Source organism: Vibrio sp. N418, assembly GCF_000222565.1.
Taxonomy (GTDB): domain Bacteria; phylum Pseudomonadota; class Gammaproteobacteria; order Enterobacterales; family Vibrionaceae; genus Vibrio; species Vibrio scophthalmi.
In genome coordinates this window covers 62,063-88,213 of record NZ_AFWD01000051.1, presented here as the reverse complement: position 1 = coordinate 88,213, position 26,151 = coordinate 62,063, and the positions used below count along the sequence as shown (strand labels likewise).

At 45.3% G+C, this 26,151-nt stretch carries 24 protein-coding genes; 18 read left to right on the top strand and 6 right to left on the bottom strand.

The window, feature by feature from the left end; translation table 11 throughout:
* Positions 1–58 precede the first annotated feature (58 nt).
* Positions 59–1,357: a dicarboxylate/amino acid:cation symporter gene (locus RH86_RS10430; RefSeq protein ID WP_009386151.1), complete on the top strand. Its 1,299-nt coding sequence runs from the start codon at positions 59–61 to the stop codon at positions 1,355–1,357.
* A gap of 103 nt (positions 1,358–1,460) precedes the next feature.
* Here RH86_RS10430 and RH86_RS10425 read toward each other — a convergent pair whose 3' ends face one another.
* Together RH86_RS10425 and RH86_RS10420 are read right to left on the bottom strand one after the other, a co-directional pair.
* Positions 1,461–1,916, bottom strand: a complete 456-nt coding sequence (locus RH86_RS10425) for a DUF417 family protein (protein ID WP_009386150.1) — start codon at positions 1,914–1,916, stop codon at positions 1,461–1,463.
* 75 nt (positions 1,917–1,991) lie between these two features.
* Entirely contained in the window at positions 1,992–2,336 is a 345-nt protein-coding gene (locus RH86_RS10420; protein WP_009386149.1) for a rhodanese-like domain-containing protein, read from the bottom strand.
* 249 nt (positions 2,337–2,585) lie between these two features.
* On the opposite strand from RH86_RS10420, the gene RH86_RS10415 reads away from it, so the two are divergent.
* The 5 genes from RH86_RS10415 to RH86_RS10395 all read left to right on the top strand — a co-directional run bounded on the left by RH86_RS10415 (position 2,586) and on the right by RH86_RS10395 (position 7,200).
* The gene (locus RH86_RS10415; RefSeq protein ID WP_009386148.1) at positions 2,586–2,969 is read left to right on the top strand and encodes a DUF2541 family protein; all 384 of its coding nucleotides are present in this window, start codon (positions 2,586–2,588) and stop codon (positions 2,967–2,969) included.
* 536 nt (positions 2,970–3,505) lie between these two features.
* The gene (locus tag RH86_RS10410; protein WP_009386147.1) at positions 3,506–4,534 is read left to right on the top strand and encodes a methyl-accepting chemotaxis protein; all 1,029 of its coding nucleotides are present in this window, start codon (positions 3,506–3,508) and stop codon (positions 4,532–4,534) included.
* Positions 4,535–4,544: 10 nt separating this feature from the next.
* Positions 4,545–4,844 (top strand): hypothetical protein, encoded by a 300-nt coding sequence (locus tag RH86_RS10405; protein WP_139047644.1) that lies wholly within the window; start codon positions 4,545–4,547, stop codon positions 4,842–4,844.
* Positions 4,845–5,109: 265 nt separating this feature from the next.
* Positions 5,110–6,390: a DEAD/DEAH box helicase gene (locus RH86_RS10400; protein WP_009386145.1), complete on the top strand. Its 1,281-nt coding sequence runs from the start codon at positions 5,110–5,112 to the stop codon at positions 6,388–6,390.
* A gap of 111 nt (positions 6,391–6,501) precedes the next feature.
* Positions 6,502–7,200 carry a class I SAM-dependent methyltransferase gene (locus tag RH86_RS10395; RefSeq protein ID WP_009386144.1) on the top strand — a complete coding sequence of 233 codons (699 nt, stop codon included), beginning with the start codon at positions 6,502–6,504 and terminating at the stop codon, positions 7,198–7,200.
* Between the two features lie 116 nt (positions 7,201–7,316).
* On the opposite strand, the gene RH86_RS10390 is transcribed toward RH86_RS10395, so the two are convergent.
* Positions 7,317–9,206, bottom strand: coding sequence for an amidohydrolase (locus RH86_RS10390; protein WP_009386143.1), 1,890 nt, complete (start codon positions 9,204–9,206; stop codon positions 7,317–7,319).
* Positions 9,207–9,450: 244 nt separating this feature from the next.
* Between RH86_RS10390 and RH86_RS10385 the strand changes: the two genes are divergently transcribed.
* On the top strand, positions 9,451–10,341 hold the full coding sequence (locus RH86_RS10385; protein ID WP_223296341.1) for a LysR family transcriptional regulator: 891 nt from the start codon (positions 9,451–9,453) through the stop codon (positions 10,339–10,341).
* A gap of 143 nt (positions 10,342–10,484) precedes the next feature.
* Here the strand turns inward: RH86_RS10385 and RH86_RS10380 are convergent, their stop codons facing one another.
* A complete protein-coding gene (locus RH86_RS10380; RefSeq protein WP_009386141.1) occupies positions 10,485–11,522 on the bottom strand; it encodes a linear amide C-N hydrolase in 1,038 nt (345 codons plus the stop codon).
* A gap of 121 nt (positions 11,523–11,643) precedes the next feature.
* The gene (locus tag RH86_RS10375; protein ID WP_009386140.1) at positions 11,644–12,519 is read right to left on the bottom strand and encodes a LysR family transcriptional regulator; all 876 of its coding nucleotides are present in this window, start codon (positions 12,517–12,519) and stop codon (positions 11,644–11,646) included.
* Positions 12,520–12,685: 166 nt separating this feature from the next.
* On the opposite strand from RH86_RS10375, the gene RH86_RS10370 reads away from it, so the two are divergent.
* The 6 genes from RH86_RS10370 to RH86_RS10345 all read left to right on the top strand — a co-directional run bounded on the left by RH86_RS10370 (position 12,686) and on the right by RH86_RS10345 (position 20,184).
* Complete coding sequence (locus tag RH86_RS10370) at positions 12,686–13,102, top strand: RidA family protein (RefSeq protein ID WP_009386139.1); 417 nt, start codon at positions 12,686–12,688, stop codon at positions 13,100–13,102.
* 126 nt (positions 13,103–13,228) lie between these two features.
* Positions 13,229–14,719, top strand: coding sequence for an aldehyde dehydrogenase family protein (locus RH86_RS10365; RefSeq protein WP_009386138.1), 1,491 nt, complete (start codon positions 13,229–13,231; stop codon positions 14,717–14,719).
* A gap of 125 nt (positions 14,720–14,844) precedes the next feature.
* A complete protein-coding gene (locus RH86_RS10360) occupies positions 14,845–15,831 on the top strand; it encodes a membrane dipeptidase (protein ID WP_009386137.1) in 987 nt (328 codons plus the stop codon).
* A 140-nt stretch (positions 15,832–15,971) separates the two neighbouring features.
* The gene (locus tag RH86_RS10355; RefSeq protein ID WP_411572006.1) at positions 15,972–17,546 is read left to right on the top strand and encodes a BCCT family transporter; all 1,575 of its coding nucleotides are present in this window, start codon (positions 15,972–15,974) and stop codon (positions 17,544–17,546) included.
* A gap of 143 nt (positions 17,547–17,689) precedes the next feature.
* Entirely contained in the window at positions 17,690–19,456 is a 1,767-nt protein-coding gene (locus tag RH86_RS10350) for a hypothetical protein (RefSeq protein ID WP_009386135.1), read from the top strand.
* Positions 19,453–20,184, top strand: coding sequence for a DUF3726 domain-containing protein (locus RH86_RS10345; RefSeq protein ID WP_009386134.1), 732 nt, complete (start codon positions 19,453–19,455; stop codon positions 20,182–20,184). Before RH86_RS10350 ends, RH86_RS10345 begins: the two co-directional genes overlap by 4 nt.
* 94 nt (positions 20,185–20,278) lie before the next feature.
* Here RH86_RS10345 and RH86_RS10340 read toward each other — a convergent pair whose 3' ends face one another.
* Positions 20,279–20,938, bottom strand: a complete 660-nt coding sequence (locus RH86_RS10340; protein ID WP_009386133.1) for a hypothetical protein — start codon at positions 20,936–20,938, stop codon at positions 20,279–20,281.
* A gap of 243 nt (positions 20,939–21,181) precedes the next feature.
* On the opposite strand from RH86_RS10340, the gene RH86_RS10335 reads away from it, so the two are divergent.
* The 5 genes from RH86_RS10335 to RH86_RS10315 all read left to right on the top strand — a co-directional run bounded on the left by RH86_RS10335 (position 21,182) and on the right by RH86_RS10315 (position 26,097).
* Positions 21,182–21,868: a tetratricopeptide repeat protein gene (locus RH86_RS10335; RefSeq protein ID WP_009386132.1), complete on the top strand. Its 687-nt coding sequence runs from the start codon at positions 21,182–21,184 to the stop codon at positions 21,866–21,868.
* A 2-nt stretch (positions 21,869–21,870) separates the two neighbouring features.
* Positions 21,871–22,785, top strand: coding sequence for a hypothetical protein (locus RH86_RS10330; protein WP_009386131.1), 915 nt, complete (start codon positions 21,871–21,873; stop codon positions 22,783–22,785).
* 114 nt (positions 22,786–22,899) lie between these two features.
* The gene (locus RH86_RS10325) at positions 22,900–24,171 is read left to right on the top strand and encodes a DUF3137 domain-containing protein (protein WP_009386130.1); all 1,272 of its coding nucleotides are present in this window, start codon (positions 22,900–22,902) and stop codon (positions 24,169–24,171) included.
* 27 nt (positions 24,172–24,198) lie between these two features.
* The gene (locus tag RH86_RS10320) at positions 24,199–24,771 is read left to right on the top strand and encodes a LemA family protein (protein WP_009386129.1); all 573 of its coding nucleotides are present in this window, start codon (positions 24,199–24,201) and stop codon (positions 24,769–24,771) included.
* Positions 24,772–24,828: 57 nt separating this feature from the next.
* Positions 24,829–26,097, top strand: coding sequence for a DUF3137 domain-containing protein (locus RH86_RS10315; protein WP_009386128.1), 1,269 nt, complete (start codon positions 24,829–24,831; stop codon positions 26,095–26,097).
* Positions 26,098–26,151: the final 54 nt, after the last annotated feature.

Genomic DNA, 26,151 nt, shown 5'->3' with positions numbered 1-26,151 from the left:
TTACATTCAGCATTGCCGAGCTTAAACCGCAAAGCTTTACCTATTCGGAATAACAATAATGTGGAATAAATTACGTGACTCACTGCCTTTGCAGTTGATGATTGCTGCCATCGCTGCATGGGCCGTTGCTAGCCTATTTTCATTCAACCATTTAGCGGGCGACGTAACGCAACAGGGTTGGTATCAAGTTATCTTACTGGGCAAAACAACCTACCTTGGTTTATTGAAGATGGTGGTAGGCATTGTGGTGATGTTGTCGTTATTGCAAGGTATCACTAGCATTGGTTCGATCATGCGCTTGAAGAAGATTGGTCGAACGACGTTACTGTTCTATAGCTTTACTACGTTTATCGCCATCAGTTTAGGCTTAGGCGTTTCGCTTATGTTACCTGCGTGGCAACCGCTGACGACTGCTGTACCCGTTGAGGAAGGCGTCAAATTGATCAGTGCCGAGGCGGCTAGTGGTGGTGCGATTGCCGCAAAACTGCTTAATATGGCATTAGTCAATCCCGTTGCGGCCTTGTCTCAAGGTAACTTATTAGCCATTGTATTATTCTCGTTTTTGTTAGGTATCGCCTTGCTGTCCGCGCTACCTGAGAAGCATCCTTTGTTTGAAGTTCTGGCTGGGCTGAACAAAGGGGTCAACACTTTAGTGTCAGCGATCGTGCGTTTAGCTCCACTTGCGGTTTTTTCAATTGTGTTTGAGTTTACGGTAACGGGCAGCAGTTCGCTGTTTAAACAGTTAGCACTATTTGCGCTATTGGTTTTTGCCTTAACGGTGGTACATGGTGCGATTGTGTTGCCAAGCATTGCCAAATTCGTCACTGGCATCAGCATTAGACGACTTTTTAAGGCCATTTCGGCACCAATGGCGATGGCATTTGCGACCTCGTCAAGCTCCGCTACGTTACCACTTTCTATGCAAGTTGCAGAGCAAGAGCTTAATGTATCGCAAAGTACCAGCAGTATGGTGTTGCCTCTAGGGGCGGTGATGAATATGGACGGCACCGCGCTGTTTGAAGGTGTGGCAGCCATTTTTCTTGCTCAGCTATTTGGTGTTGATCTGACGACCTCTGGCTTAGTGATGATTTTTATTATGGCGATGGTGTCATCAGTCGGTGCACCAGGTATGCCTTCAGGTTCTATGTCAGGCATGCAAATGGTGCTCCTTGCTGCGGGCATTCCGCTGGAAGCGATTGCGATATTACTGATCATTGAACGCCCATTAGATACGTTTAGAACGGCGGTTAATGTGGAGGGAGACTTGATCGCGTCATTAGTGATTGATAAGTGGCAGCAAGATGAAGTGGACACTGAGCAGCCTGTCACAACTCGCCGACTTAGCACTCATTGTTAACGTGCCAAGACAGAATCAATTTGGCTGTCAAAGCAAGAAATACAAAGGGCGGATTATCCGCCCTTTGTGCTAATTGCGAGTTGTTATAATGAAGGCTGTTTGTTTAATGCTCGCGATTACGTTCCACCACACTGATGGCGATCGCTAAAAAGAGAATGTCTTTGACCAAGAAAAAGTTGCTAACGAGGATGCCGTCAGACACTTTCCAAGTATTGGGCGTGGTGACCAAAAAGCTCAGCGTAGCAAGGAAAATGATCGATGCCGCGATACCTGAATAGAAGGCGATTTTGGGTTTAGACAAACCAATTAACAAGCCCGCCGCGACAATGATTTCGGTTGCACCGATAAGGTTAGAAACCATTTGTACTGATAAAATGGAGTACAGCCAGCCCATTAAAGGGTGGTTGTCCACTAACGGTTTAATCAGCGCCGCTTCTGTCGGTGTAAATTTATAAACGCCAATCCACACTAATACTAAAACAACACCAAGCACGCCGAGTGTATAACCGATATTTCCATTAATATTATTACGTTTAACTGCAATTGTTTGTTCTTGCATTACTTTACTCCAAATTCAATAGGCCAGAATATGACCCTTGAACTTGAAGATAAATTTCGACTTAATCGTGACTTTTTAACGGCTTTGCTGCATCTCCTCAAATCCACCAGCATTGTGCACTTGAGTAAAGCCTTGAGAGATCAAGTAGTCATAAGCTCGGCCTGAACGCGCACCGCTTCGACAATAGACCACGATGGCTTGCTGTTTATCGATGTTGGCAAAGTGTTGTGCGAGATCGGAAAGGGGGTAGTTGATCGCGTCGTCTAGGTGGCCAGCTTGAAATTCTTGCGGTGTTCGTACATCAACCACTAGCGCGCCTTTTTCAATCCATTGCCAGCCCTGTTCTGCGCGGGGAGACGCAAGGGCGCTGGCACTTGCTACATTCAGTATCGCAATCAGTACAATAAGGGCTTTGTTCATGGTTGATCCTTAATAATTTAGATAAGAATTTGGTGATGATAAGAGACGTCATATCACAAGGTTGATTTTAGAGGACCTCATCATAACGATGCTGTGATTGATGAAACGATACGTGAAAATATTCATGCTGATTTATTGTAAGCGTTAGGTCAGCGGCAGGTGATATTTTGCCTTTGGGTAAAAATACTATTAACACTTATTCCTATAAATCCATAGAATGCGCGCACTTTGTTCACTAACGTACAATTCATGAAAATTAAATCCATTCTAATTGGTTCGCTTATGGCAGCCTCGTTATTTACCACTCAAGCGCAAGCGGACGACAAGTTTACGCTAGGCCGTACCATTTTATTAGAGCATGGCAAAAGTGCAGCAAAAATCCCAATGGTGATTTGTCGTCGCACTAACGCAATCCAAATTAAGGCTGAGCGAGATCTTAAATTACGCAAAGCGGTGGTGAAATTTCAAAATGGTGAAAGCAAAACCATTAACTTCTACCGTGATTTTAAAGAAGACGAAAAAAGTGATTGGCGCTATTTCGGTTACCGTCGTTGCGTGAAAAGCATCGATGTGTACGGTAATTCAGAGCGCTCCACTGGTGGCGTGAGAGTTTACGGAAAAGAAAAAGATTAGATTTGAGATTAGCCACCAGAGAGGTGGCTTTTTTTTGTTCTTTTTTTGCCATCGAATTAGTGATTGCCGTAACGGAGTTTGATTGCGTTTATTCGAGGCTTATTAATGATGATTATTAAATCTGCAATTGTGGATAACAATTGTAATTAATCGAAACGATAAAAAGTCAAAAAAGAACAATATTAACCAGAGCGGTATGGTGATGGTGTATTTTGTATGAATCAGGAAAAATCGGTACAACCTCACGAATTTTAAAGGGTTTGTAAGTGTTGCTGTGGTTGGTTTGTTGAGAATTCGTGGTGGTGCATGGCGGTTATTGTTGTGGATTGCGCGTTTTTTATTCTTGATTGGTAATGTTAACTAGATAAGGACGCTAGGATTTTTCCTACAAAAGCCTTGTTGAGTGTCGATGTTGCTGCTTAAAAAAAATACAAAACGTTCGTTGCTAGGAGCAACGAGTGAGAACAATATTGTTCTATTTGCAGATGGAAGGATTGCCGTATTTGTATTGAGTATAACGATTAGGCTATATAAAAATGAACCTCAAACTCCTCTCTGTGTTAACTGTTTTAATCTCTATCATCACGCCATCAATGTATTCCATTGGTCTTGAATTTGACCGCCGAACCGCCAGCGTTCTTGTAGCAATACTGACCTCGATGACAGTGGTCACCTCCGTATTATTCATTCGCGCTCGACTAAAATTAACAGAAGTGAATTCGGATCTAGGGAATTTTCTCAACGAACTGCACTCCTCGTATCAATCTTCTTATCAGAGTTTGAATAACAACGTAAAAGAGACGGAAGAGTGTTTTCTCGATCTTGAACAGATCTCTGCATCGACCGTTGAACTCTCTTCAACATCGCAAAGTGTGAGTCAAGAAGCGTCAGTCGCGAATGATGCCACTGAGCAAGTGCTGAACGATCTACAAAATGGTCGTCGTTTAATGGAGTACGATGGTCAAATTGCTATGCAAGTCTTTAACTCGATTGAAGATTCTGCTCAGATATTTGCTAAATTGTTTGAGTGTTCAAGCAATATCAACTTGGTCGTCGACACGATTAACCAAGTCTCGAATCAAACATCATTGTTGGCACTCAATGCCTCGATCGAAGCAGCACGTGCCGGTGAGCATGGTAAAGGTTTCTCGGTGGTTGCTAGTGAAGTACGTAAACTATCGATGCAGACTCAGCAGAGTACCTTGGTGATCAAGGATGCCGTTGAAAAACTCAATGCCTACAGCACCAAAGCACAAGATCACATTAATAAAAACCAAACAATTATTAAGAAGTCATTTGCGTTGTCGAAGCATTTAAATGACGCCTTTGAAAGTATTAACTCCAGTACTCTGAAGCTTGCATCAATCAATGCCATAGTGCATGAAACGTCAAGCAACCAAACGGTAGTGACCAGCGATTTATCATCTCGTATTGAAGATGTTTATAGTAAGTTAGATAACAGCTTGGCAAATGCAAAATCGATTCAAGAGAAAAACGCTTATATTAGCGCCATTATTACCAATATGAAGCAATTCAGCCACGACGATCACTCTAATGTGCTTTAGCAAAAGAAAGGTGCTAGGCACCATTTTATTGTTAGGCACCATGCTATTGTTCGGCCTAACATCGTCTCCTTCGATGGCTGCGATTACCTGCCAAGAATTTACTGAGCAATTTAAGCGGCAAGATTTTACTAAAATTGAAAGTATGTTTGAACGAGCCGTTCAAGAGATGGGCTACCCACACTCTTCGGTGTACCTCAATCAGTTTTATGCCAAATCACCCTCTGAGCAGGTCAAAGAGATCAGGCGAGTTTATCGTGGGTGCTATTCGCTAAAGAAATCGAATGAGCACTTGGTGAATTTGATTCGCTAAACTTTAACGATGTTAGCCGATACGTAGAGAAGCAATACCGTAATGTGTTCTCGTATAGACATGCAAAGGAGCCAAACGAGCATGTTGAGTTCGCCGTAAAGGTGCTCGTTGCGCTACTTGTTACGTTGATCTGGTGAGAATTTGTTAATTATTGCGGCGTTTGTTTAAAATAAGTCCCCAACGTGCGGGTTCTGCTCTATAATCTGCGACCGTGTTTTTGGTTATGCTTATGTTTGGTATTAGCCGTTAGTTTTAGGAACAAGATATGTCATTTGCATCACAAAATTTTTCTCCAGAAATCGTAAAAGCGCTCACTGAATGTGGTTACGAGAAGTTAACTCCTGTTCAGCAGCAAGCGATTCCTATGGCTCGTCGTGGCCACGACATTCTTGCTAATGCTCAAACGGGTACCGGTAAAACGGCTGCGTTTGCGTTACCAATCATTCAAAACATTTTAGATAAACCAAAATCACGCAACCGCCACCAAGCGCGTGCTGTTATTTTGGCACCTACACGTGAATTGGTTGCTCAGATTGCCCAAAATGTTCGTGATTACACCAAATACACTGAGCTAAAAAGTGTCGCGATTTACGGTGGCGAAAAAATGGCCTCTCAACAAAAAGCACTTGAGCTGGGTGTGGATATTTTAGTTGCGACTCCTGGCCGTTTGATTGAGCACTTAGAGCTGAAAAACGTATCTCTAGTGAATTTAGAATTCCTCGTATTTGATGAAGCAGACCGTATGCTAGACATGGGATTCATCTCTGCGATTGAAAAAATCATGCAAGGTGTGAAGACTAAGCCACAAACCATGTTGTTCTCAGCGACGTTCTCAGCGCAAATGAACAAACTAGCGGGCGAGATCTTACGTGCACCTAAGCGTATTGCGGTTGCGCGTGAAAACACCACGGCAGAAACCATTGCTCACGTCGTATACCCAGTTGAGCAAGAGCGTAAGCGTGAACTGCTGTCTGAGCTAATTGGCCGCAAAAACTGGAAACAAGTATTGGTTTTTGTAAACTACAAAGAGACGGCGAACGAGCTAGTCAAAGAGCTAAAGTTAGACGGTATCAAAGCGGTTCTTTGCCACGGTGACAAAGCGCAAAGTGCACGTCGTCGCGCTCTGGACGAGTTCAAAGAAGGTAAAGCACGCGTGATGATCGCAACGGATGTTGCTGCTCGTGGTCTTGATATCCAAAACCTACCGCACGTAGTGAACTTTGATATGCCATTCCTAGCGGAAGACTATGTACACCGTATCGGTCGTACTGGCCGTGCTGGGCAAAAAGGTAACGCAATTTCATTCGTTAACCGTGAAGAAGAGCTAACTTTACAACAAGTAGAAACCTTGATCGGTCAACGTATCTACCGTAAAGAGTTGGAAGGTTACGAGCCGAAAAACCGCGATGCGCTGATTGAAAAAATGCACTCTAAACCAGCATTTAAAAACCGTAAAACGCGTACCAACAACCCAAGCGATTCAAACCAAGGTGATGCAGAGCGTCGTAGCCGTTTGATGCGTATGATCCGCAATAAGAACAAGTAATTCTATAGTTGCAGTTGTCTGCACAAGAATAAATGACGAAAGGCGATACCATGGGTGTCGCCTTTTTTGTATTCAAATTTAACGTCGATAGCAAAGGAAAGTGAGGAGCTCATGTCAGATCTCTATGCAAAGCACGCGGTAAAATATGACCAAGTGATTCAGGAAAATATCTACAACGCGATGTATGACTTCTACACCATGAAGAACTTGATTGGTGATGTAATAGGCTTAGATATTGTCGATGTTGGTTGCGGCTCGGGTGTTTATGCTCAGTATTTTCTGGAGCAGAAAGCAGGAGAGATCACCTGTATTGATTATTCTGCCGAGATGATCAAGTTAGTCGAAGAGAAGCTCGGCGAGCGGGTAAGCGCTTATGCATCTGATGTTTCTCAAGGTATCGCGATGGTAGAAACGAACAGCGCCGACTTGGTCGTCAGTGCATTGATGCTGCACTATATTGAGGATCTTAATCTGCTCTTTGCTGATATCAACCGTGTCCTTAAATCCGGTGGGCGCTTTGTCTTTTCCACCCATCACCCATTTCCAGATTTAGCATCGTCGCTCACCGGTAACTATTTCCAGCGTGAGAAAATTAAAGATACGTGGGATACGGTAGGAGAGCCGGTTGAGGTGCAGTTTTATCGCCGTTCGCTGACGGAGTTCACTCAAGCATTGCGTAACCATGGCTTTATGATCAGTGAAATAAGCGAAGGCGAAGTCGCGCCTCAAGCAAAAGAGCTGTGTGAGAAGACCTATCGCTATCTTACAACCCAGCCTAACTTCTTGTTTGTTAGTGCGGTAAAAGTGTAACGAGCGGTCGTGGGTCGTAGTTGCATTGCTGAATTGAATCGCTGAATCAGTGAGTAAATCAAGTGGCAACACCGCGTGTAAAAGATGCACCGCGGTGTTGCCATACAGCCGTAAGCTTAATGAACTTCAGCTAAGGCCTTTTGTAGATATAGACTGGTTGAACAAACATCGTTGTCATGGGAATGACTACGCTGCCCGCCATGTCGGTTGAGGATGTTGACCACTTCCATATTTTTACTGCTCATTGCTAGTCCTGAATTACTGTTATTCACAGGGGCTGGAACGCCTTTGTATACGGTTGCTTCAACATTGATCTGATTGATGGTTTCTGGTTTTACCTTATATGGGTTGCTATCAAGTACTGTAAAGTTCGCGATCTTCCCAATATCAATGGTACCAATTTCGTTTTCTAGTCTTGCGGTATATGCAGCATCAATCGTGATGGCTCGCATTGCTTCATCTACAGTAATGCGCTCTTCGGCACCCATCACCGTTTCACCGGATAAACCAATACGGTTTACGGCGGCCCACACCATTCCAAGGGGCTGTGCTGGCGCCATCGGTGAATCTGAATGCAAGGATAAAACGCCACCGGCATCAATAAATGAACGACCACGTGCCATTGTTTCAGCACGTTCTTTACCGACGCCTTCTTCTGCATACAATTCTGCAAGAATATGCGTGTAGTAAGGGTTTACACTAAAGTTGGCGCCGAGCTCGACTGCTTTAGCTATATCACCTTTGTCGGTAATCCCAAGATGGTGAAAGCCTGTGCGATGATCGGTTCTTGGTTTCTCTATATTAAGCTTCTCGACGATATTGACGGCCGTTTCGAAGCCTAAATCGCCATTGGCATGAACGATGATGGTATAGTCATCTTGCCAGTAAGGACGCATACTCGCTTCCAAATCTTTTGGTATTTGCATCCATTCGCCTTCGTGGCCGTCAATATAACCATCTTTCATTTGCATCAATTGGCTGTACATCGCACCGTCAGAAAATAACTTAACGTATTTTGGTAGCCATTTAATTTGCTCACCTTGGTAGGCTTCATGCTGCGTTTGTTGCTCTGCGATGGCTTTGCCTTTCACGGGATCATCACCCGCCATCATGTAGGTAAAGTTCCCCGCAGGAATGAGCCAATACTCTAGAGGAAAACCATCGGTCTCGAGTATCTCCACAACTTGTGAAAACATTTCCGGTGTCGCGATCACACCCGGATCCACAGCTGTTGTGACACCACCAGAGTGAATGTAATCTTTGGTGCGCTCCATGCCAGTGGCAAACATACCACTTTCAACCCAGAATTCGAGAACGTCATTAAGGATCAGCTTACCGCCGGCCTCAAAGGCGTGTCCACGCTCCCAGTCTAGCTGGGTATAAGCATGGCCTTCCCCCGACCAAGAAGCCTCATCCCAACCAAGCATTTCTATTGCGGCATCATTGAAAAACAGCTCGTGGAAGCTGCGGTGCCAAACAATAATCGGGCGCTCTTTTGAAATGCTATTGAGCACTTCTCTGCTGATTTCTTGTCCATGGAAATAGTTGTGATAACCCCAGGTAATTAGTGGCTCTCCTTTTGGTGTGCTAGCTTCAATTTCTCGTAAGCGTTCCAGATATTCTGCTTCACCGGTAATACCTTTGACGTTCCCCCATGGCAATTGCCAATCTGCTGGGGTGATAAATTCCGTACTCAGTAAGATCCCCATCAACCAAAGGTGAACATGAGGTTCAACAAATCCCGGTGCAATCACACTGTCTTGAAATGAAGAATCGATACTGAACCCTTTGTTGGATTGGTATTTTTTTGCCAAGACTGTTTTGTCACCAATATCCAATATCTTGCCATCTTGTACGGCAATTGCATTTGCTTCAGCGTAGTTTTGATCAGACAGCGTAATGATGTCGTTAGACACAAAGAGAGTAATTGGGGTAGAGGGTTGCTGAGCAAGCGTTGGCGTTGCGACTAACCCAGAAATGATGCTTGAAAGAATAATTTTTTTCATTGTGATTCCTATTTATCTCCCAAAAAATAACTCAAATAACAACTCAATATTTGACGATGAATGACAAACTCCGCTTGTCTCAGGTGTTTAATAAAGGAAAGAATATGTTTTATATTGAGTCCTCTTTCACATTTCACTTGTAAATTAGCAGGCTTTTTACGTTTCTAATAACGCATAATGATGGGGCTAATCCAACATGTTTGATCGGTAGCGCTAGGCATGGATAGAGAAATGAAAGGGGGAGATGATGTTTTCTTATGAGCATTTAAAATCGTTCTGTGCGACGTATGACGAGAATAGCTACAGTGGTGCAGCTCGCCTGTTAGGTAAAGATCGCACCACCATCAGAGAGCAGATAAAGGCGCTCGAAGATAGCTATCACGTGATGCTATTTTCGATAGAAGGAAAAAAAGCGGTACCGACCGAGTTCGCGCGCTCTATCTACAAGCAGGCCCAGTTGCTAGTGAGAAACAGTGAGCGGCTTGATGTTCGAATGCTACAAGCTTATCAACAGCCGCTAAGCTCAATTGATTTTTACCATGATACGCTGATGCCAAACGACTTAGTCATCGAGATTGAAGCGTTTGTCATTCAACATCACCCGCATGTGGTTTTAAATTGGTTGCATCGCAATAGAGATGAAATTTTGCAGGAAGTGGCCAATGGTCACAACCAGGTCGCCGTTATGCAACATCGCATGGAAAACCTCTCTGAATACCCTATAGCGGCAATCAAACTTGGTGATGGTGACTTTGCTGCGTATGCGCGAGTAGGGAGCCCATTGTTTGATTTGGATGTGGTGCAATTGGAGGATTTGCAGTTAGAAGCGCAATACATCAGTGAGAATCAAACTAAAACCATGCCTGAATGGTTGGGAATTTCACCTTACTATCGCACGGTCAGCAACAACGACATGCTACTCGACTTAGTTAAGCATCATGGTTGGGCGTTGTTACCCTGCAATCTCGCAGAGGAAGCGGTGGCATCCCAGCAGATTCGCCGTATTGAGTTAAAAGAGCTGACTCGTACCGCTAAGTTTGGCTTGTCGTTTTTTTACCCACTGAGTTTTGAGGCAACCGATGTCTATCAAGGCTTAGTCGAGGTGATAAAGCGGTACGCTAAAAAGCATCTATGACTTTGCGCCAAGAAGATCGGCATGAATCAAAAGAGTGGGGTTAAGCCGTGAGTCACTAGCCACTAATGAGCTCACCACCTAACCCCAAATTGTATCGACTGATCTATAGACAGCAAGGCAAGTCGAATGTGTTTGTGCGAAATCTAACGACCAGATTCAATGATCTGCTGGGTTACCTCGCCAATCAAGCCCGGCTGAACCAGTTTGAACTCGATTTGTTTACCCGACGCTTGAATCTCTTTCATATTGTATTGCAACTGGGTGTAGTCATTGCCCCACTGGTAGCGCATCAAGGTTTCACCTGACTGCAGATGGTAGTTGACGGCATATTCAGTTGCGTAGCCAGCCATTACGCCATCGATTGGCACGTTGGGCGCGTCGTGGGGAATTTTATAGGTGACCGAATCGAGCTTGAGCATGCCATTAATGATGCTACTTGGCTCGGTTAAGTGCCCCATATAGTAACTAGAGTGAATAAAGCGATCTTCTGGATTTGCGTTACCACCGGTGCCTAAGTTGGTTTGAGAATATTGGTTTTCCAGCTTGCCCCAGCCGCGTTTTGAGCGTTCAACATTAGCTAAGTGCTGATCATAGTCAGGTTGGTTCGTCATCACCGTGTATTGCTTACCGTGCCAAATGCGAGGGCCTTCTTCTCTAAACTCGACAATCGCAGAGTCGCCACTGGTGTCTTGCAGACTAATGTGCAGAGCAATACGAATTGGCACACCTTCGATAAACTCAGTTTTGGCAGGGTTCTCTTCGATAAAAGCGACCGCTTGCTCTACGGTTGCAAACTGAGCCAGTAAGTGGGTGAGGTAATTTAACGCGCCAAAGTCGCCATCTTGGTTACTCTCTTCAGTTGCCATGCCACGGTCATACAACATGTTGCCACTTAAGCCTGCGCTATTGATCCCATCAGTAATCACGCCGTAAGTGGTGAGGCCAGTAACATCGAATTGGGTTTTTAACTGATTGTTGTGATCAAAATGGGTTACATATGAACTGCTTTTTGGCAGATTGACCAAGTGAGGGTCGGTTTGCTCAGACCAATCGAGGGTGCGTGAAACAAAGGTGCCGTTGGTATCGGTATCCCACAATAATCGAGTGCAAGCTTCCGCTGCTGTCACCATACCGATAGAAAAGGTCGCTATAATCGCGCTAGAAAGTACTTTTTTGTTCATAGATGTGGCCTCGTTTATTGGGGAACAAGGCCATCATAGTGGGAATTAAATTAACGATATACTGCATTGTGATGGGTTAAATCCATCATTTAAGCGGTGGATATCAATTTATGTTTGATAGCTAACAACGCAAATATTCAATACACAGCTCGTGAAACGCATGCGCTTGGGGGGAAATGGTGCGATCCATTAAACGAAAAATACCGATCTGGCGCTCCAAAGGAGGATCGATGAGTGGGATCCACACTAAGCGTGTTTCGTTGGTGGGAAAGGCCATTTTCGGTAGAGTAGTAACGCCAATCCCCAACTCAAGTACTGAAAATAGCGAAGTAATGTTTTCGACCGAATAGAGTGCCTGCTCGCTTAGAACCCGCGCCGGTGTGGGATCGAGTAGCGTACAAGTACCATTACGAATAAAGGGCTGTTTAAGTAGGGTTTGCCACTCGATGCCTTCAGGATTCGCTGCAATCGGGTTATCGCGCAAGCAAACCACACCAATCGGATCAGAAACCAACGGCGTAAAATCAATCGCGCGATCATCCATATAGGTGAAATTACCCACCGCGAGATCCACTTCGCCGGATAACAAACGGCTGGCGACCCCTGCGGCATTATCATCTATTAGGCTTACTTCCACCTCAGGGTATTGCTGACAAAACGTGGCGAGAACGCTCGGGATTAACTTCGCCGCCACCGATGGGACACTCGCAATACGAACTTTACCTTGTTGACCGGCAGCAGCAGCGCGTAAATCGTTATCGAGTGCACTATACACATTCAGAAACTGCACGATTTTCGGTACGCAGATCTCCCCAAAGGGGGTTAACTTAGCTTTATTTCCCGCCTCGAACAGTGGCTGACCGAGCAATTTTTCTAGCTCTTTTATCGAAGTCGAGAGCGCCGCTTGTGAACGATTCGCACGATTTGAGGCCGCGCGAAATCCTCCTTCTTCTACCACCATCACAAAATGCTTTAATTGTTGCAGCTTAATGCTCATCAGTACGACTCCTGCCAGCCCTTTATTCACCACACTTTGTTTAAGGTGATAAATAAAACTAATCAAATGAAAAAAATTTACCGTTAGATTTATCGAATGTCAAAGTGCAATATTTAACTAATGAGAAACATATTGATTACATCTTTTATTGCAAGGGTGAAGGTTGATGAATAAACACAATAAAAAGACGCCAGTTAAAACAGCACTATTTGCTTCGAAAGCCCCGTTAGAGTGGGCGATTGTTAACAATGGCACCCTCTATACTGCGCAGATCCCCATCGATGACACTGGTGTTGTCGTCGCTGGCGGTATTGAAGCACAAACGCGTCAAACCTTTAACAACCTTGTTCACACTTTGGAATGTGCAGGGGAGTCGTTAGATTCTGTACTGCAAGTGCTGATTTATGTCACTGACCGTGAGTACCTAAAAACGGTCAATGAAGTTTATGCCGAGTATTTTTCAGCGCCATACCCAAATCGCGCAGCGATGGTGGTGGCAGGGCTCGCTCGTGAGGAAATGCTGGTGGAATTTGTTGTCTATGCCAGTGCCACTACCGCGACGATTGACTCAGCGGCGCAATAGCGGCATGAGCACATCAAGCAGGTAATCACACCTCTATACTCAAACGAGTTAACTTAGATTATTAGATTGATATTAAACGCTGGCTGGGAAGATTAAGTCGCCGCCAAAGTGAACAAGGAAAGCATCATGACTCAACATCAATACGCACAAAAAACCTTTACTCAAATCACCAATGTGGCGGCAGAAAAGGCGCTTTACATCGGTGGTGAATGGCAATCAGGCGTGAGTAGCGTCAGCAATATCAATCCATCAGACATTGCTGAAAATTTAGGCGAGTTTGCTCAAGCAAGTGAAGCACAAGTTCAGCAAGCCATTGCTGCGGCAAAACAAGCACAACCCGAGTGGGAACACACGCCAATTGAGCGCAAGCAAGCAGTACTACAAGCGATTGGCGATGAGCTGATTGGACGCTGTGATGAGCTTGGTGCACTGCTGGCTCGTGAAGAGGGCAAGCCTTTTGCCGAAGGTCGTGGAGAAATTTACCGTGCCGGTCAGTTCTTCCAATACTTTGCTGCAGAAGTTCTACGCCAGATTGGAGATAACGCGGCGTCAGTTCGTCCGGGTGTATCGGTGGAGGTTACTCGTGAAGCGGTGGGGGTGATTGGCATTATTTCTCCATGGAATTTCCCAACCGCGACGGCGGCTTGGAAAATTGCACCAGCGCTGGCTTTTGGTAACAGTGTGATTTGGAAGCCTGCTAATTTAACGCCAGCGAGTGCGGTTGCGTTGACTGAAATTATTCATCGCCAAGGTTTACCAGCAGGCACATTTAACTTGGTATTGGGCGGCGGTTCAACCGTAGGCAATGCGCTGATTCATTCAAAACAGATCAACGGCGTCAGCTTTACTGGTTCGGTCGATACGGGCCGTAAAGTGGCCGCCGCAACGGCGCCAAATTTCATTCGTTGCCAGCTAGAGATGGGCAGTAAAAACGCCTTGGTGATTGCTGATGATGCTGACATTCAAATTGCGGTTGAAGCAACGATTGCGGGTTCATTCTCTGGTGCTGGGCAAAAGTGTACCGCCTCATCGCGCTTGGTGGTGATGGACAGTATTCACGATGCGTACGTCGAAGCGTTGATTAAACGTATGAGTGAGCTGAAAGTTGGCCATTCGCTTGACGAAGGGATCTTTATGGGGCCGGTCGTAGATGGTAAGCAACTGGATGCCAACTTAACGTGGATTGAAAAAGCCAAAGACTGTGGTGCAGAGTTGGCGTTTGGCGGTGAGCGTTTAACCATGCCACACGAAGGCTTTTATATGTCACCAACGCTGTTTGTGAATACGAAAAATAGCTGGGAAGTGAACCAAGAAGAAGTGTTTGCACCGATGGCAAGCGTGATTCGCGTAGCGGATCTGGATGAAGCTATCACGACCGTTAACGACACCCGCTTTGGCCTGACTGGCGGCATCATTACGCAAAGTTTGCGCAGCAGCGCCATCTTCAAACAACAAGCTCAAACGGGCTGTGTGATGGTTAACCTGCCGACAGCAGGAACCGATTATCACGTGCCATTTGGTGGCCGTAAAGAGTCAAGCTTTGGCCCGCGTGAGCAAGGCCAATATGCCAAAGAGTTCTACACCGTGGTGAAAACCGCTTATCAACGTCCTTATTAATTGGTCAAAACTTGGGCTAAGGGAATAGCCGCAAGCAATGGCGTAGAGATTGGGTGTGAGAAATGGACGCGTTAGGAATGGATGCTTTAGAAATGAAGGCATCAGAAATGGATAGAGGAGTGGCTATGTACCAGCAACGGATCGTGATAGATGGATTGCAATACTGCAATTGGGATCGAGAGTATTTCCAAACGCTGAAAGCAAGTGGCATTACCGCCGTGCATGCCACGATTGTCTATCATGAAAATGCTCGTGAAACCTTAACGCGTTTTGCGGAATGGAATCTGCGTTTTGAGCAAAATGCGGATCTGATCATGCCAATCCATTCCATGGCAGATGTGGAAAGGGCCAAGCAACTAGGCAAAGTGGGTGTGCTATTTGGTGCGCAAAACTGCTCACCGATTGATGATGAGATTGGCTTGATTGAAGTGATGCGTCGCCAAGGTTTGCTGATCATGCAATTAACCTATAACAACCAAAGCTTATTGGCGACGGGGTGTTATGAGCAGCACGACACGGGTATAACGCGCTTTGGTAAGCAAGCCATTGCTGAGATGAACCGTGTTGGCATGATCATCGATATGTCACACAGCGCAGAGCGCTCAACGCTTGAAGCGATCGACCTTTCGTCTCGTCCAATCTGTATCAGCCATGCAAATCCTACCTTTGCCCATGAAGCGTTACGCAATAAATCCAATACGGTGATCAAAGCGCTGACGGAACGTGGCGGCTTGATTGGTTTTAGTTTGTACCCATTCCATTTGCCAAATGGTAGCCAATGTAGCTTAGACGACTTCTGCCAAATGGTGGCGAAAACGGCCGACATGGTTGGGGTTGAGCATCTAGGTATTGGTAGTGATTTATGCCTCAACCAACCCCAGCAAGTGCTGGAGTGGATGCGCAATGGTCGCTGGTCAAAAGCAATGGATTACGGTGAAGGTTCTGCGAGTAATTCGGGTTGGCCTGATGCCTTGCCATGGTTTAGTGGCAGTCAGGGGATGGAGAATATTTACCACGGCTTAATGCAACAGGGATTCAGTGAATCCGAAGCAGGCCAAGTGATAGGAGATAACTGGTTCCGCTTTTTACAACAAGGGCTAGAACCGAGCTAACAGCCATTAATGCACGCTGCCACAATCATAATTATAGAGCAGGTGTGAAATACACTTTTTGTTGCCCGCCAATGCTTCTTCACTGCCTTGGCGCGACATAAAACCTCTGGAGTCAGAGTATGTCTGATTTATCTGATAGCATGAAAACCGCTTCCGCGAAGTCATCTTCAAAGAAGCAAGCAACACTACCGCATAGCAATGAAAGCTCGGTAGAAAAATTGGGTTTAGATAACCCTGCCTTTTGGTACAGCGGTGGCTTTATCGCTTTGTTTGTTGGCCTCGCTTTATATGATGGAGAGTTACTTTCATCACTGGTTAATTCCGGGTTTGGCTGGGCAGTAAAAGTTTTCGGCCCTTACTGGCAATTACTACTTCTTCTCACTTTTCTTATTGGTCTTGGATTAGCGGCAGGGCGAACAGGCAAAGTGATCTTAGGTGGTATTGCCAAACCTGAAATGGATGGTTTTCGTTGGATGGCGATCATCTTCTGTACGCTGCTTGCTGGTGGCGGCGTGTTTTGGGCGGCCGCTGAGCCCATTGCGCACTACGTAAGCCCGCCACCGCTATATGGCGTGCAAGACAACCCACAACAAGCCGCAGTCAATGCACTCTCACAATCCTTTATGCACTGGGGTTTCTTAGCGTGGTCAATCGTTGGTAGCTTAACCTCGATTGTGGTGATGCACCTTCATTACGAGAAAGGGCTACCGCTTAAACCGCGTACGTTACTTTATCCATTGTTGGGTGAGCGCGCACTAAAAGGTCATACAGGAGCATTGATTGATGCGTGTTGTATTGTCGCGGTGGCGGCAGGCACGATTGGGCCAATTGGCTTTCTAGGTTTGCAGGTTAGCTACGCGTTAAATGCTCTATTTGATGTTCCTGATGGCTTTACCACCCAGCTAATCATCATTCTTTTTGCTATCGCTCTTTATACTCTATCGGCCCTGAGCGGCTTGAATCGCGGCATGCAAATGCTTAGCCGCTACAATGTGATTCTCGCGGTCGCTTTAATGGCTTATATCCTTATTTTTGGTCCAACCAGCTTTATTTTTAATGGTTACATTCAAGGTGTGGGCAGCATGTTAGATAACTTCATCCCAATGGCCACCTATCGTGGTGATGAAGGGTGGCTAAGCTGGTGGACGGTCTTTTTCTGGGGCTGGTTTTTGGGATATGGCCCGATGATGGCGATTTTCATTGCGCGTATTTCTCGTGGCCGCACCATTCGCCAACTTATAGTGACCATCAGCATCATCGCGCCATTGGCGACCTGTTTTTGGTTCACCATTGTCGGCGGTTCAGGCCTTGCGTTTGAAATTGCCAATCCGGGCAGTGTCAGCGCCGCTTTTGAAGGCTTTAATTTGCCGGGTGCACTATTGGCTGTGACGCAACAACTGCCAATGCCAATGGTGATTTCGATTCTATTTTTGATTCTCACCACCATCTTCATCGTCACCACAGGGGACTCAATGACGTACACCATTAGCGTGGTGATCAGTGGTGAAACCGAACCCAATGCCATTATTCGCACCTTTTGGGGCGTCATGATGGGGGTAACGGCGTTGATTTTGATTTCGCTCGGATCCGGGGGGATCTCTGCCTTGCAATCATTCATCGTCATTACGGCTGTACCGGTATCGCTTATCTTGCTTCCTTCGCTGTGGAATGCGCCAAAAATCGCAGTCAAGATGGCAAAAGAACAAGGGTTATAACGAACAGAGTCAGCCAACAAGCAACAGCAATAACGTGAAACGCGGGAGCATTGACTCCCGCATAAAACCTAATACCGACTTGAGGAGTCAATATGCCTTTAGTCGGTACCACAATACTTATAATGAATTAGGTGGTGAGCAAAATGGATGCACATCGTTCAACAGATTCTAAGGCAGTTCTGCGTAAAGCAGAGATTGTTATGGCCCCTGAAAGGCTAGGAGCTATGCATCAAAGTCGAATCAGTTTTGTACGCAGTTTGATTCGAAAAATGGCGCAGCAACAATGGCGAGTGACCAAGCATGAATGGCAATTATGCCCACAAGGTTTCGGCCATGTGATTTATAAGTTGGTCACGCCCGAGCACGTCTACCATTTGGTGGTGTTTTGTGACCAAATTGCTGACAGTGAACGTAACGATCGCGTGATTGCCGAAAAGTGGGATGTGACGTTTGCGCTGGTCTATGGTGATGTTGATATTCCTTTGCTAGAACAACTACGAGCGAACGTGCCGCTACAAGAAGCAGGACGTAACCCCAATAAGGTACTCGTACTCGCGCGAGCCAACAAAAGTGTGCGAGTGTTTGAGCATATCGTTTCTCGCTTGGCGCAAGGCATCCAGCCAGATCCGCAAGAGTTAGCGGAAGTAGGTTACATACTGCGCACCACAGCAGTATATGGCAACGGCAAGTTCGGCATCGCCGATTTCAAATTGCTTGAGAACAACGCCGATTTCAGCCAATCCTTTAGCGCGCAAATGTGCGCCGTCTACTTGATTCGAGAATTCAGTTTGGACTGGGTTCATTATTTGGCAGAGCAACAAGGTGGCGCTCAAGCAGTAACTCTGCATCGCGGGCTACAACGTTATTTAGGCGTGGGTAACGCGACAGGTCTTGGTATGGCGCCGTATTTAATCAATCATCCTTGTGTGGTCGATCAATGGATGACCACCCGTGAACGCGCAATCTCTCAAGTGTTATCGATGCCTTGTGAGATGGGGTATTACGCGCCGTTATATGATTTATTAGCCAAAGCACAATCTCATCTGCAACAAGTGATCACCATTAACCCTGCGCAAAATCAGCTTAACCTGCGAGCGATTGATGAACTTGCTCAGTTAAACCGACAGCTCGACGACTATCTTCAACATTGCCCTACGTGGCGTGAGCTAGTGGAACAAACCGCAACATTGAGTTTAGAGACTCAGGAGATGCTGCTGTCTAGCTTGATAGAGCTTTACCCTGAACTGGTCGATGATTTCGCTGAGCAAATGAATTGCGATGAAACACTATCATTAGCTAACGGCAAAAAGGCGGCGGACTTATTAGCGTTACTTGAAGAGAAATATCGCTGGGCGATAGACGCTGACTTTACTCAGGCTGAGAATAACTATTGGTTCTGGTATCGTTCGCAAGATAAAGAAGAGCCACGCATGGGTGTACGAGGTGAGGAAGCGGGAGAAGAGCGCGAGTTACCCCTTGATATCGGTCGCCAAGTGAATCGTTTATACCACGCACTAAGTACGCATTCAGCCGAGACGACATTGGCTGAGTTTCTGCTGCGCGAGCCAAAATACCGTGCCATTGCACGTCGTGTCTGGACGCTTGGCAATAAAGAGATGGGTGATATTCAGATGAACGTGTTACGCGAAGATGCGTTGCCGATGCATTTATTGCGTTGCAAATTGGCCATTTTTGGCGCTACCAAGTTTGATCCGCGTTCAGACAGATGGGTACGAGTGACCTTTTTCCAAGGCTCACCGTTGCTCGACGAAATTCAAGACCCGAGTTACCAAGACAACTGGATATTCCCGTTGTTACCCAATGATGTCTATTTCAACGAAGCCTATTTTGATGACCAGAATGCGGCTAACTGTGATGTTACACAAGGTGAGGGGGGATCAGCACTATGATCGTTTCGCATAATGAATTGGTGGCGGCAGTCAACAAAGCGTTTATGGGTATGCGCCGTAGTTGTGGTGAAGGTGACGTGATCGCCAGCATGGTTGCAGACCTACAAATGGTTGGCCTGAATGGTGTCTATCATTTTAATAACGCCAGTAGCTATCTTGGCCTTGAAGATGATAGTCCGGTCGATATTGAGAGTCTCGCCGATGGCCAAATGAGTATTGATTTGCATGGCGGCAGCGTTGCCTGTCACTTACCCGTGGTGATTGACTATGTGTTGGAACAAATGGTCGGCGCTAAATCAGTTAATGTCACCTTAAGCCGTTGTCATAATCGTTGGTTAGCCTACAGTGAATTAGTCAAGTTGGCGGCTAAAGGGATTGCTTGCCGCGCAAGTTGGGACAATGGTTCATCGCCAAAACGTACCTTGTATATACTGAATCGCGGTTGTATCGCACCAGAGCTTTATTTCTCAGACAATGTGGCTGAGTCTGAAGCAGACTTACATTCATTGGCGCTTGAATTGTCGATTGAGGATTTTGCTTTACCTGTTAACAGTCATGAGTACACGACTCATATTGAAGCGCAAGAACTGCAACAATCACTGCAAAGTGCGTGGCAAGATGGCATCTTTGTTGATGACGGGGAATGGGCGACTTTGAAGCAGAATGCGACGGTGTTTTTAGTCGAAAATAGCCAGCGTTCAATGCAAGGTGCAGGGGAGTTGGTTTAACTCATCTTGATTAAACTAAGCGACTATTTATTCGATTAAGGCCGGAAATAAGACTTAACGGCACGCTAAGCAGTGCCGTTTTCGTTTCTACTGTTTAGCGAATTACCGTGAGATCTTGGCCTTTAAACTTGGCGACACTAAAATCAGTGTCGCTGCTGTAGACCTGACAGTTAAGCTTTTCTGAGCCTTTCTTTGAGCCGTAAGCCAACTCATAGCAGAACACGTTGCCGTATTGGCTTAAATCAAGTGCTTTACCCTGTTCATCTTGCGCTTTAACGCCTTTTTTTACGCTTGCCCAAAACGGCGCGTAGTCAATCGCTTGCTGTGCAGGACACAGCCAAATATTGACGGGAATGAAATTTTCAATCTCGATGCTGGCCGTTTTCACAATGCCGAATGAGTCGACCATCTCAAGGTCGAGAATGCCATAAAAGCGATCAAATGCGCCGCGCGAAAGGGATTGCCACTTCACATCCACTTCAGTACCTATGTTTAGGAATTTGTCTTTATGTCCCCAATAACCGTTTGGCAACTCTTCAGATTCAGGAACAATCTGTATATTTGCGCTTGGGTTAGCTTCGTAGTGCGTGGGGCGAAATTTAGGATCAACCGAAAGATAACCGATTGAGCCCATATAGACCGGGTCAGAGCCAAAGGTCGAAATGGTGAGTTCACAAGGGTCGACTTGGGCTGATGCAGCAAAGGAAGCGGTGGCAGTCGGTATTAACGCGAGTAAAAAAAGTAGTGGTTTCATCGGCTTATCCTCAACAAATGAGGCGTTTTTATAGCAGATTGATCACCATTTCACTAGTTGAATAAAAAGCAGATGCCAAATTTTTGATCACACGACGGGGTAAAATTACGCGTATTGGTGGCATGTTATGCTCTGGCCGTATAAGATGGCATCTTATAAAATAAAGCTAGATAAACAATGAGTTATGATGATGTTTCATTCTTAATAGCTTAGCGGTTTTATCAATATGGATAATGAGTTCTTGTGGTTAATAAACTGAAAAGTGCCGGAATCACCATCATCGGTACTATTGTCGTGGCATTTGTCTTTTCGTTGTTCAAATTCGACGGTATCCAGCTCTCGGGCATTGAACGATATGCCGAAAAAGTCTCGGTAGAAGAAGCTCGTCAGATCGGCTTTACCTTAATGGGCGATAAGCAATATGCCCAAGCGCGTGCTTTTTTTGAGCCAGCCGCCATGCAAGGTGATGTGCCCAGCCAAATTACCTTAGCGACGCTCTATTATTACGACACCACGGTGAACGATCACTTTAAGCTTTCTTATCAGTGGTTCAGTAAGAACTCTGATCACCCACTGGCGCAGTACTACCTCAGCCTTATGTATCATCTGGGTGATTACGTCACAAAAAATGCTCAGCTTGCCCAGTACTGGCAACAAAAAGCAGCGCATCAATCTTTGCCTGTCGCCCAACATAATCAAGCAGTGATGTATCTCAATAATGGTCAATATGCGCAAGCTTATGTTTGGGCGAGCTACGCACGTAAAAACGGTTTCTCACGTGCATCTGCGGTGGTTAAACAAGCGGCTGAGAACATGACTCCACAGGAAAAAGCGCGGGCGCAGGTGCAATATGATGGCAATAAAGCCAAGCACATCTGGCAAGGTGAAAGCGACAATTCGTTCAGTGCATTATTAGAAGGGGCATTTTAGCCATGTATATTCAGTCGCTAACTTTGCATCTAGATGATGAGCAAACTCGCCATTCACCTGTGATCACGAGCCGACGAGCCTTGTTACCTGCACTTAACGACCTCTTACAGGGCGTAGAGGTGGATTTATCGGCAGCGGATGAACAGGGTGTGGTGTTACCGCTACTCGTCGCAGAGGCGAAAGTCAGCAACAGCCGCATTTATCTGAGTTATCACCTGGTTGATCAAGAGAGTGGGTTACTGACCTTAAGTTATGAGAACGCGAGCGGTAAACTGCGTGATAAAGAACTCGGGCAAGTTGCGCGTTGTGAGCTTGAACATTATCTCGAACAGATACTGACTTTGGGTAAAAATGCGTTTATCGAGCAATACTTTCCACCTGCCGTATTATTGGAAAAAGCGGCCAATATCATGGCTCTCAGTGTGGTGATCTTTGCGGTATTGGGGCTTTTATCGCTGTTCTTTTTCTCCGACCTAGTTTGGCAAGATGAAGTGTTCGATCAAATATGGCCAGTCGCTACGGTGGTCTATCTAGTCAGTGGCGCCATGCTGTTACCCAAAATGCTGTCAAAACAAACCCGTGAACGTGCACAAATGATGGGGCAAAGTCTACCAAGACAAATGTTTGGCTTAGTCGTAGGGAACCTGATGCTGACGTGTGGTTTGATGCTCGGTGGTGCGAGTATTTGGCACTATTTAGACGCCAAACCCGCCCAAGTGGATATTGTCTTTGCCGACAAGGCGCGCGATTACTACAGTAAAAATTGCAAAGGTTCGGTGCGCTTAGAGCAATTTTCAGGATCGATCTGTTTAGAAAATAAAGCCTATTGGCAAGTCATTGAAGCAGGCACTCAAGCGAAAGCAACCGGGCAGTTATCCCCGATCGGCTTTGCTATTGAAGCCATTGAGTTGAAATAAGTAACGTTGCATATAAACGGTGATGTCGATCACTTGTTAATTTAATAATCTCTGGCATAGTGCCCGCTTATTTTCTCTAAGAGATTGCTTTTACATAAATTTCAAGGGCATCGGATGCATCAAAATAGGTTAGTCACCGAAAATATAGCGAAACTTCGTCAAGATGTTAAAGCTGCAACGACTCAAGACCATCTCTTGGCTGTTATTAAAGATGTCGAGCAGCATGTTGGGCCTCTCGATTATAAAGACCCTATTATGCACGGGTTGAAGTGGTTTTTAATCGCTGCCAATGTATTAGGTTTTCTTTTCATTTTCCTCCGACTTGGCTACGAATGGGCAGATTTCGTTGCCATTTATCTTATTGATTGGTCTAGCGTGTGGCTTCCTATTGTTAGCTTGGCCTTGCTCTTCAACTATGGTTATGAAAAAGGCTGGTATCCCATTGCCTTAAAATTCAATTTACCATTATTGGCCGGTGTAATGGCGTCAGTTGTGTTCTTTTTTCCAGTGTGGAACGAAGGCTATTGGGCGTTTATGTATGGCTTTGGCTATGTGCTTTCAATGGGCGATATTGATGAGCGTCAGTTTAGTTTTATGCTTTGGCTGACCATCACTTCTTGTGCGGTGTGGTTTTGGTTAGATAGCCGTGCCAACTGGCGTAAACACCTTTCAGAGCGTATTTTCTACCTTGATGCGTTGTTTGATAATCAATTGAAAGAAATCGATGAAGATCCCGCGGTTTCGTTGGCTTATCTACAAGATCAGTTTAAAGAATTTCACCTTGGTAATGGCGCGCGCGATCTCCTCAGTTTTTGTGAAGGTGAGCATCAATGGCAAGATCAAGGGAAAGAGCAAAACTTACACTACTATCTGTTTAACTTCGAGTTTACTGAAAAAAAGACCAAGATGGTCTCAGATGGCAAGGGCGGCTATAAATCTAAAAATGAAGACGTAATACACAATCGTTACGGTATTATCTTAGATTTCCCATATCAGTCTGAGTTAAGCATTGATGGCTACAAAAAAGGCAAATACGAAGGCGAGGAATATGAGACAGAATCGAACGCTTTCAATAAGCTATTTGACACCAAATCAATCGATCCGATTAGCGCAGCTTTGTTTCTAAAACCAGCGGTGATCGCGAGTATCATGCAGTTTGAGAAAAAATGTATTAGCCCGACGATTGAGGTGAATCGTCATGGTCGCATCTGCATCTCATCATCAAGTAAATTGATTGTCGAAAAACCAAAGCAGAGTTTATTAAACCCGGCGACGTTTTATAAAGAAATTGCTAAGAATACCGAACTTGTGCGGGTGAAACGTATATTAGGTTTCGCTACCGATCTTGTTCGTTATAACGATAATAATTTTAAGTCGGACAGTTAATTCGACGTAATTGAAAGGGAAAGAATCATGGATATAAGTGTGTTATTGGTCTTGATTGTGGTTTTAGTCGCAGGCTTTATTGCGATGCAATATAACGCCATTATTGCCAAGTTTAACGCAGTAGAGCGTGCGTGGGCATCAGTTCTGACCCAAGAGCGCCAAAAAAACAAAATTATCCCTCAAGTAGAAGCGTTGGTAGAACAGTACCGCCTACACGAATCAGATGTACTGAGCAAGGTGACTGAGTTGCGTTCGGCTTTGTCAGCGATGGATGCGAGTGCCGGTATTGATACCGCGCAACTGGCGGCAGCAGAGCAACAAATGCAGTCGCTAATGCAGGGTTTAAAGGTTGCCGTAGAGGCTTACCCAGAGCTCAAAGCATCGGATGTATATCTAAAGCTCATGGCTGAAGTCAGCGAGCAGCAAGAGCATATTGGTGCCGCGTTACGTATTTTTAACGCCAATGTGGAAGACTTTAATAATGTGATTGAAATGTTCCCGAGTTCAATCGTTAATAATATGCTGCTACGTAAAGAAAAAATACAAACGTTCACGGATAGCGAAGCGCAAGCAGGGTTTGAATATAAACCCAACTTTTAGTCTTTCATGTTGAGATATGTTTAAGGCGTCATTGGTTCAGTTATATAGGCTTTAGTCATGCACAGTAACCGTATTGTTACCCGCAATATCGATAAAATTCGCGATGATGTGGAATCGGCAACCACTCAAGACGATTTGCTTACACTGATTAAGCATGTTGAAACCCATTCTGGGCCGTTGAATTATCGCGATCCTACTTTGCAGGCACTTAAGTGGTTGTTAACTGCGTTTTGTGCGCTGTTACTGTTCTTGATCTTTATTCATAATGACTTTGAGTGGGTAAGCTACATAACCCACTACCTGATTGATGATGCTGGCTTTTGGATGCCTGTGATATGGGCGGTGATAGCCATGAACTTCCTCTATGATAGAGGCATCTATCCGATCTCGGCAGGCTTAAACTTACTGCTGCTCAGTGCGTTGATGGCGGTGGTGGTGATGTATGTGCCTCGTTGGCCTAAAACATTTTGGAATGCAGTTGAAGAGTTAATTGCCCTTATCAGCTTTGGCTTTTCAGACTATCGGTTTGATAAAGAGCTGACGTTCGTGGTACTGGTGTTTCTGCTGACCATTGGCTTATGGGGATGGCTCTATTTTCGAGCCAACTGGCGTAAGCCAATGTCAGATAGAATATTCTTGCGAGATGCACTGATAAACAATGAGTTAACTGAAATTAAAGGCCAAGATGCTGATAACGTTAAATCGCTGGCCAAGCAGTTTAATGAGTTTCGCTTAGGCGGGAACAGCGGAAAAATAGTCTTGCTATGCCAAGGTCGCTACCAAAAACCGGGCAGTAAATTCGCATTTCGTCTGTTTCATTTTCAATATACAGTGACTAAAAATAAGACAAAGTCGACCAGTGGCGGTGGTTATCAAAGTACAACAACCGAAGAAGTGCACAATCGATACGGTATCTTACTCGATTTTCCGTATGCGAGTAGTTTGACGATTAACGGTTATAAGAAGGCAAGCTATAAGGGCGTTGACTACCATAGTGAATCAACAGCATTCAATCGTTTCTACACCGTGCGGTCAAAAGAGGCATTAACGGCGGCGCGAGTTCTGAAACCAGCCGTGATTGACCGATTAATCGAACTTAGGCAGCAATTTGATTATCCAACACTTGATATCAATGACCAAGGGCGCATGTGCATCTCAACATCCACGCCATTGATTAGCGAAAAACGTCAACATAGCCTGTCTAATCCAACGGAGTTTTATCAAGAGATTGCAGGCCATACTGAGCTGGTTGGTGTAAACAAAATGCTCGACTATGCTCACGATTTACTGCGACTCAGTGATAATAATTTTCAGCAAGATAGCTAAAATGTGAATCAACAAAAAACGGGCATCATGCCCGTTTTTTATTGGTTAGCCGTT

Bases quoted from the DNA above. Each gene is read 5' to 3' on its own strand.
- RH86_RS10430 (WP_009386151.1), top strand. From the start codon at position 59: ATGTGGAATAAATTACGTGACTCACTGCCTTTGCAGTTGATGATTGCT.
- RH86_RS10425 (WP_009386150.1), bottom strand. From the start codon at position 1,916: ATGCAAGAACAAACAATTGCAGTTAAACGTAATAATATTAATGGAAAT.
- RH86_RS10420 (WP_009386149.1), bottom strand. From the start codon at position 2,336: ATGAACAAAGCCCTTATTGTACTGATTGCGATACTGAATGTAGCAAGT.
- RH86_RS10415 (WP_009386148.1), top strand. From the start codon at position 2,586: ATGAAAATTAAATCCATTCTAATTGGTTCGCTTATGGCAGCCTCGTTA.
- RH86_RS10410 (WP_009386147.1), top strand. From the start codon at position 3,506: ATGAACCTCAAACTCCTCTCTGTGTTAACTGTTTTAATCTCTATCATC.
- RH86_RS10400 (WP_009386145.1), top strand. From the start codon at position 5,110: ATGTCATTTGCATCACAAAATTTTTCTCCAGAAATCGTAAAAGCGCTC.
- RH86_RS10395 (WP_009386144.1), top strand. From the start codon at position 6,502: ATGTCAGATCTCTATGCAAAGCACGCGGTAAAATATGACCAAGTGATT.
- RH86_RS10390 (WP_009386143.1), bottom strand. From the start codon at position 9,206: ATGAAAAAAATTATTCTTTCAAGCATCATTTCTGGGTTAGTCGCAACG.
- RH86_RS10385 (WP_223296341.1), top strand. From the start codon at position 9,451: ATGATGTTTTCTTATGAGCATTTAAAATCGTTCTGTGCGACGTATGAC.
- RH86_RS10380 (WP_009386141.1), bottom strand. From the start codon at position 11,522: ATGAACAAAAAAGTACTTTCTAGCGCGATTATAGCGACCTTTTCTATC.
- RH86_RS10375 (WP_009386140.1), bottom strand. From the start codon at position 12,519: ATGAGCATTAAGCTGCAACAATTAAAGCATTTTGTGATGGTGGTAGAA.
- RH86_RS10370 (WP_009386139.1), top strand. From the start codon at position 12,686: ATGAATAAACACAATAAAAAGACGCCAGTTAAAACAGCACTATTTGCT.
- RH86_RS10365 (WP_009386138.1), top strand. From the start codon at position 13,229: ATGACTCAACATCAATACGCACAAAAAACCTTTACTCAAATCACCAAT.
- RH86_RS10360 (WP_009386137.1), top strand. From the start codon at position 14,845: ATGTACCAGCAACGGATCGTGATAGATGGATTGCAATACTGCAATTGG.
- RH86_RS10355 (WP_411572006.1), top strand. From the start codon at position 15,972: ATGAAAACCGCTTCCGCGAAGTCATCTTCAAAGAAGCAAGCAACACTA.
- RH86_RS10350 (WP_009386135.1), top strand. From the start codon at position 17,690: ATGGATGCACATCGTTCAACAGATTCTAAGGCAGTTCTGCGTAAAGCA.
- RH86_RS10345 (WP_009386134.1), top strand. From the start codon at position 19,453: ATGATCGTTTCGCATAATGAATTGGTGGCGGCAGTCAACAAAGCGTTT.
- RH86_RS10340 (WP_009386133.1), bottom strand. From the start codon at position 20,938: ATGAAACCACTACTTTTTTTACTCGCGTTAATACCGACTGCCACCGCT.
- RH86_RS10330 (WP_009386131.1), top strand. From the start codon at position 21,871: ATGTATATTCAGTCGCTAACTTTGCATCTAGATGATGAGCAAACTCGC.
- RH86_RS10325 (WP_009386130.1), top strand. From the start codon at position 22,900: ATGCATCAAAATAGGTTAGTCACCGAAAATATAGCGAAACTTCGTCAA.
- RH86_RS10320 (WP_009386129.1), top strand. From the start codon at position 24,199: ATGGATATAAGTGTGTTATTGGTCTTGATTGTGGTTTTAGTCGCAGGC.
- RH86_RS10315 (WP_009386128.1), top strand. From the start codon at position 24,829: ATGCACAGTAACCGTATTGTTACCCGCAATATCGATAAAATTCGCGAT.